The sequence below is a fragment of the Synechococcus sp. MU1642 genome (genome assembly GCF_020514115.1).
GTDB lineage: Bacteria > Cyanobacteriota > Cyanobacteriia > PCC-6307 > Cyanobiaceae > Parasynechococcus.
Window position 1 is genome coordinate 39,925 of sequence record NZ_VTKZ01000013.1, and the last position, 6,712, is coordinate 46,636.

The 6,712-nt window shown below is 62.9% G+C and carries 5 protein-coding genes; 3 read left to right on the top strand and 2 right to left on the bottom strand.

Going from position 1 to position 6,712, the window contains the following annotated elements; all coding sequences use genetic code 11:
* Positions 1-80 precede the first annotated feature (80 nt).
* The gene (locus FZZ85_RS10780; protein WP_226415075.1) at positions 81-1,193 is read left to right on the top strand and encodes an FAD-dependent oxidoreductase; all 1,113 of its coding nucleotides are present in this window, start codon (positions 81-83) and stop codon (positions 1,191-1,193) included.
* Between the two features lie 4 nt (positions 1,194-1,197).
* On the opposite strand, the gene ndk is transcribed toward FZZ85_RS10780, so the two are convergent.
* Positions 1,198-1,653 carry a nucleoside-diphosphate kinase gene (gene ndk / locus FZZ85_RS10785; RefSeq protein WP_226415079.1) on the bottom strand — a complete coding sequence of 152 codons (456 nt, stop codon included), beginning with the start codon at positions 1,651-1,653 and terminating at the stop codon, positions 1,198-1,200.
* Positions 1,654-1,775: 122 nt separating this feature from the next.
* Here ndk and speA point away from each other — a divergent pair, with 122 nt between their 5' ends.
* Positions 1,776-3,704 (top strand): biosynthetic arginine decarboxylase, encoded by a 1,929-nt coding sequence (gene speA, locus FZZ85_RS10790; protein WP_226415082.1) that lies wholly within the window; start codon positions 1,776-1,778, stop codon positions 3,702-3,704.
* On the opposite strand, the gene alaS is transcribed toward speA, so the two are convergent.
* A complete protein-coding gene (alaS, locus tag FZZ85_RS10795; protein WP_226415085.1) occupies positions 3,695-6,364 on the bottom strand; it encodes an alanine--tRNA ligase in 2,670 nt (889 codons plus the stop codon). The two genes, speA and alaS, sit on opposite strands and share 10 nt — an antisense overlap.
* A gap of 25 nt (positions 6,365-6,389) precedes the next feature.
* On the opposite strand from alaS, the gene FZZ85_RS10800 reads away from it, so the two are divergent.
* Positions 6,390-6,712, top strand: a 323-nt coding sequence (locus tag FZZ85_RS10800; RefSeq protein WP_226415092.1) for a hypothetical protein, incomplete at its 3' end; no start/stop codon positions are given.

Consider the following 6,712-nt stretch of genomic DNA (forward strand, 5'->3'; position numbering starts at 1 on the left):
GTGAAGCAGATTCCGGGATCCTATGGAATCAGGATGAAGCCCTCCCCTGACAGCATGACCAGCAAGGGCCTTTCTCGCGCATGACTGCCGCCTCTGCTTCAGCCGTCTGCGTTTTGGGTGGGGGACTGATGGGCTTAGCTGTTGCTCATCAGCTGGCCCGTCGCGGACAGAGCGTGACCGTGATCAGCCGCCGCCGCAGTGAAGCTGCCGGCTTTGTGGCTGCCGGAATGCTGGCGCCCCATGCCGAAGGCTTGAGCGGCGAGTTATTGGACCTGGGCCAAGCCAGCCTCGAGCGGATCCCACGCTGGGTGGCACAGATCGAGGGGGACAGTGGCCTGGGCTGCGGCCTGCGCACCAGCGGCATCGTGGTGCCGTTCAGGACAGCAACTGAGCGGGACGCTTACCCGACCGCCAGCATCGGGCAAACCTTGGACCGCATTGGCCTGGAGCGGGAGATCCCTGGATTGGGTCCGGAATGGAGCACGGGGCTGCTGTTCGAGCAGGACGGCCAGATCGACAACCGCAGGCAATTGATGCGGGCCCTGGAGCGTGCCTGTGTGTCCCTGGGCGTGCATTTCATGGAAGGAGCCGAGGTACTTGATCTGGAGCGGGATTCCACGGGACAGCTCTGCGGCATCCATCTACGCAGCGCCGAAGGGGAACAGCAGCAACTGAGCTGCTGGCAGGCGGTGCTCTGCAGTGGCGCGTGGAGCCAACAGCTGGTGCCGCAACTGCCGGTTTTCCCTGTAAAAGGCCAGATGCTGTCTCTTCAAGGGCCGCGGGAGGCACTGAAGCGGGTGATCTTCGGCCCCGGGACCTATCTAGTCCCACGCGAAGACGGATTGATCGTGGTGGGAGCCACCAGCGAACGGGACGCCGGATTTGCTGAAGGCCTCACGCCCGATGGCCAAAAACAACTGCAAACGGGCATCGCCAGCCTGCTGCCAAAAGCAGCAGGCTGGCCCCCGATGGAGCGTTGGTGGGGGTTCCGGCCTTGCACGCCCGACGAAGGCCCCTTACTCGGCCCTGGTCCGCTGCCCGGCCTGTGGCTGGCCTGCGGGCATCACCGCAATGGCGTCCTACTCGCTGCCATCACGGCTGAGCTGACGGCGGGCGGCGTCATGAAAGAACCCCCGAACGCAGCCGAAGAGGCGTTGTTGAGGGCTTTCCGGTGGAATCGATTCGAAAACTGAGTGATCAGCCTTCGACGCGCCACTCCTGATCAGATGGGGACCAGTCGTTCAGCTCGGAAGCTTCAAACCAGAGGCCGATCTCGAAGGCAGCGGTTTCAGCAGCATCGGAACCGTGGATGACGTTGCGGCCGATGTTGACGGCGAGATCGCCACGAATGGTGCCGGGCTCGGCTTCGAGGGGCTTGGTGGCACCGATCAGTTTGCGGGCACTGGCAATGACGCCATCGCCTTCCCACACCATGGCAACCACGGGGCCAGAGGTGATGAAGTCGACCAGACCGGCAAAGAAGGGACGCTCCATGTGAACGCCGTAGTGCTTTTCAGCCAGGGCGCGGCTGGGGGTGATCTGCTTCAGACCCACTAGCTTGAATCCCTTGCGCTCAAAGCGGCCGAGGATCTCGCCCACCAGGCCGCGCTGGACGCCGTCGGGCTTGATGGCGATGAACGTGCGTTCGGCCATGGATTTGGTGTGAATAAATGCGCCGCCATCGTCAGTGCTGGCTACCCCGCTTGGCAAGCACAGGCCTTGGGCAGTGCAGGGAATGTCCCTAGATTCCAGTCATCCACTTCATCCAAACGCAGGTGTCAGACAGCGAACACTGGTCGATTCAAGACAGTGCTGCGCTGTATGGCCTTGACCGCTGGGGCGATCCGTACTTCTCGATCAATGGGCGCGGACACATCAGCGTTCAACCCCAAGGGGATCGAGGCGGCAGCCTGGATCTGGTGGATCTGGTGTCGGAGCTGAAAAGCCGCAACCTGGCTCTGCCGCTGCTGATTCGCTTCGACGACATCCTCGAAGACCGCCTAGAGCGGCTCCATGCCGTCTTTGAACGCGCTATCGCGCAATACAGCTACCCCGGCCGGTATCAAGGCGTCTTTCCAGTGAAGTGCAACCAACAACGCCACGTCGTGGAGGAGTTGGTGAGCTGCGGCAAGCGCTGGAACTTCGGGCTTGAGGCGGGCAGCAAAGCAGAGCTGCTAATTGCGCTCTCGCTTCTGGACGACCCCGAAGCCCTGCTGATCTGCAACGGCTACAAGGATCGGCTCTACATAGAGACCGCAATCCTGGCGCGACGCCTGGGACGCCAACCGGTGGTAGTAATCGAACAGCCGGACGAAGTCGACCGGATTATTGAAGCCAGCAAGAGCCTAGGAGCAGCGCCTTACATCGGCGTGAGGGCCAAGCTCTCTAGCCGCAGCACAGGGCGTTGGGGCAGTTCCGTTGGCGACAAGGCCAAATTCGGCCTCTCCATTCCCGAGTTGCTGGAGACGGTGGAGCGGCTGCGGGACAACAACCTGCTCCAAGATCTGCGCCTGCTGCACTTCCACATCGGCAGCCAGATCAACGACATTGCCGTGCTCAAAGACGCTCTCCAAGAGGCGGGGCAGATCTACGTGGAGCTCAACCGACTGGGGGCCCCGATGGGTTTCCTGGATGTGGGTGGTGGACTCGGCATCGACTACGACGGCAGCCGCACCGCATCGTCGGCCTCCACGAACTACTCGCTGCAGAACTACGCCAACGACGTTGTGGCCACGGTGCGGGAATGCTGCGAACCTAATGGTGTTGCCGTGCCCACGCTGGTGAGCGAAAGCGGCCGCGCTATTGCCAGCCATTTCTCCCTGCTGGTGTTCGACATTCTTGGCAGCAGCGCACTCCCCGCATCGATTCCCAACGCAAGAGGAGATGAACCACTCACCGTTCGCAACCTCCGAGACACCCTCGCCACCATTCAGGAGTTATCGGCAACGGCGGATGCGCAGTTGGTGCGACTGCAAGAAGCCTGGAACGATGCCCTGAAGTTCAAACAGGATGCGCTCGCCGCATTCCGGCTCGGGTACATGGGTCTACCCGACCGGGGCACGGCCGAACAACTGACATGGGCCTGCGCTGATGCCATCTCCAAACGGCTGCCCAAGGATCAAGCCATCCCGGAGGAGCTCGCAGCCCTGAGCAAGGCGTTGGCTGGGACCTATTACGCCAACTTGTCGATCTTTCGCTCAGCTCCCGACACCTGGGCCATTGATCAGCTGTTTCCGGTGGTGCCCATCCAGAAGCTGGATCAACGGCCAACCCGACTAGCCAACCTCGCCGACCTCACCTGCGATTCCGATGGACGCCTGGATAGCTTCATCGGAGATGGGCAACCCAAACAGCTGCTGGAGCTGCACGAGCTCGACAGCGAGAACCCCTATCTGATCGGCCTGTTTCTCAGCGGGGCGTATCAAGAGGTGATGGGCAATCTGCACAACCTGTTTGGCACCACCAATGCCGTGCACATTCGCCTCAGCTCAGGCGGTAGCTATCGCATTGACCATGTCGTGCGGGGTGACACCAATGCCGATGTACTCGAGGCCATGGAGCATGACCCCCGCGCCTTGCTGGAGCGGTTGCGGGTAGCAGCGGAGGCGGCCATCAACAACGGCCAGCTCCGCATCGACGAATCACGACGCCTGCTTGATCACCTCGAGAGCAGCCTGCGGCAGACCACTTACCTTCAAGACTGAGGCAACGCTGCAGCAAGCTCTGAGCGCGCTGCCTCAAGAGCAGCAGGCAGGGCCTCACCATCGCGACCACCAGCCTGGGCGAGGTTCGGGCGACCACCACCGCCGCCACCGCACAGCTTGGCAATGCCGCCGATGAACTTGCCAGCCTGAATCTTGGCGGCGATCACCTGCTTGCCGAAGGCCGCCACCAGGATCACCTTGCCCATGTCGCCGGGATCCGGCAGACCGCCGATCACCACGGCCGCACCATCTCCCAGCTGATGCGCCAGGCTCTGGGCTGCCCCCTGCAAACCGGCGCCATCCACGCCGTCGAGGCGTTCCACCAACAGCTGGAACTCACCCACGGCTTCGGCCTTGGCAGCCAAAGCACCGGCCTTGGCCACCGCCAGCTCCGCCTGAGCCGCGGCCAGGGCCTTGCCGGTGGCCTTCAGCTCCTCCTGGAGGGCTGACACACGGTCAACGATTTCGGCAGGCTGGGCCTTAAAGCGAGCCCCCAGCTGCTTCACCACCGCATCGCGCTCGTTGAGATAGGCGAGCACGGCGGGGCCGGCAACAGCTTCAATCCGGCGAATGCCGGCGGCGACGCCACTTTCCGCCACGATCTTGAAGAGACCGATCTCAGCGGTGTTGGCCACGTGTGTGCCACCGCAGAGCTCCATCGACACACCGGGCACATCGACCACACGCACCACATCGGCGTACTTCTCGCCAAACATCGCCACGGCACCGGCCGCCTTGGCCTGATCGATCGCCATCTCCTGCACCTGCAGCGCATGGGCCTCGTTGATCCAGCCGTTGATCAGGATTTCAACCTGCTGCAACTGATCCGCCGTCACTGCCGTGGGGCAGTGGAAGTCGAAGCGCAGGCGATCGAAATCCACCAGTGATCCCGCCTGGCCGATGCCTGGATCCACCACCTGCTTGAGCGCCGCCTGCAGCAGGTGGGTGGCGGTGTGATTGGCCTGGGCCCGACGCCGGCAGGTGCGATCCACCTGAGCCTTCACGGTGTCGCCCAGGGCGAGCTCCCCGCGTTCCACCCGCCCGGCATGGACGAAGACATCACGGCTGCGGCTCACCGACTCAATCCGCACGATCAGATCGGTGCCCGCCAGTACACCGCGATCACCCACCTGACCGCCGCCTTCTCCGTAGAACGGCGTGGTGTCGAGCACCACCTGAACCGCATCAGCCACCTTGGCGGTGGTGGCCGGTTCGCCGTTCACCACCAATGCCTGCACGAAGGAGGAGTGATCGAGGGCTTGATACCCCTCGAAACAGGTGGCCGCCTGATCCGCCACTACCTGATCGATCGCATCCTGCAGCGTGAGATCGATGCTCACCGCGGCCGCCTTGGCCCGCTGACGCTGTTCCTCCATCGCCACTTCGAACCCGTCGAGGTCGACGGCCAGGCCCTGCTCCTCAGCGATCTCCTGGGTGAGTTCAAGCGGGAAGCCATAGGTGTCGTACAGCTCAAAGGCCTGGGCACCGCTGATCTGCTTGGGCTTAGAGGCCAGCACCTCCGCCAATAACTTCTCCCCGCGCTCGAGGGTCTCGAGGAAGCGGGCTTCCTCCCGCTGAAGTTCGGCCAGGATCACCTCCTGGCGATCAATCACGCTGGGGTGAGCCCCCTTCAACAGGTCAATCGCCGCCTCGCCCATGGTGACGAGGAAGGGTTTGTCGATGCCCAGCAGGCGGCCATGGCGCACCACCCGGCGCAGCAGGCGCCGAAGGATGTAACCGCGGCCCAGGTTGCTGGCAGTGACACCATCGCAGATCAGCTGCGTCACCGCACGGCTATGGTCGCCGATCACCTTCAACGACGTCTGGCCCTTGTCATTGAGCTGGTGGTAGTCGACCCCCGCCAGATCAGCGGCCGCTTGGATCAGGGGAAAGATCAGATCGGTTTCGTAGTTGTTGGGAACCTTCTGCAGGATCTGGGCCATCCGCTCGAGGCCCATGCCGGTGTCGATGTTGCGGTTGGCCAGCGGCGTGAGGGTGCCCTCCGCGTCGCGGTTGTACTGCATGAACACCAAGTTGTAGAACTCGATAAAGCGGTCGTCGTCCTCGAGATCGATGCACTGATCGCCGAGCTCGGGCTTGAAGTCGTAATAGATCTCCGAGCAGGGGCCACAGGGGCCGGTGGGGCCGGAGGCCCAGAAGTTGTCGGCCTCATCCATGCGGATGATCCGCTTGGGATCCACCCCCACCACATCACGCCAGATCTGCTCGGCTTCGTCGTCTTCCCGAAAGACGCTCACCACCAAGTTCTTGGGATCGATGCCATAAACGCCGGTGCTGAGCTCCCAGGCCCACTCAATCGCCTGCTGCTTGAAGTAATCCCCGAACGAGAAGTTGCCGAGCATCTCGAAAAAGGTGTGATGCCGGGCCGTGCGCCCCACGTTCTCGATGTCGTTGGTGCGAATGCATTTCTGTGAGCTGGTAGCCCGGGGCGCGGGTCGCTCCTGCTGGCCCAAAAACACCGGCTTGAACGGCAGCATTCCCGCAATGGTGAGCAGCACCGTTGGGTCTTCGGGAATCAACGAGGCGCTGGCCATCCGCTTGTGGCCGCGCTCGGCATAGAAGTTGAGAAAAGCCTCACGAATCTCCTCCCCACTTCGCGGCGCAGACGCTGCAGAAGACGACGATGCGGCGGCAACCATGACAGGAAAGGGAGATCCTGCCGTCATGATCGCCTTTGAACCGCCGGCGCCCGTGGCCGTTCCACCCAGTGATCCCGAGATTCGCCAGCAACTGCGACTGCAGTCGATCGGTTGGGCTATGGCTGCGGGCATCAGCGCTGGGCTGCTGAGCTTGCCCTGGGGCCTGGACGCTGCCGTGCGTTCCTGCGGTTGCGGTCTCTTTTACGGCCTGCTGGCCTTCCACCTGCAACGGGTGGACCCCGACGACGGACATCTGCAGGCGGGCCTGGTGGGGGCGGTCTGCGGGCTGCGCAGCCTCGGCATGCCCCTACCCCTTGACAACTGGCAGGTCGATGGCCTGGCATCATT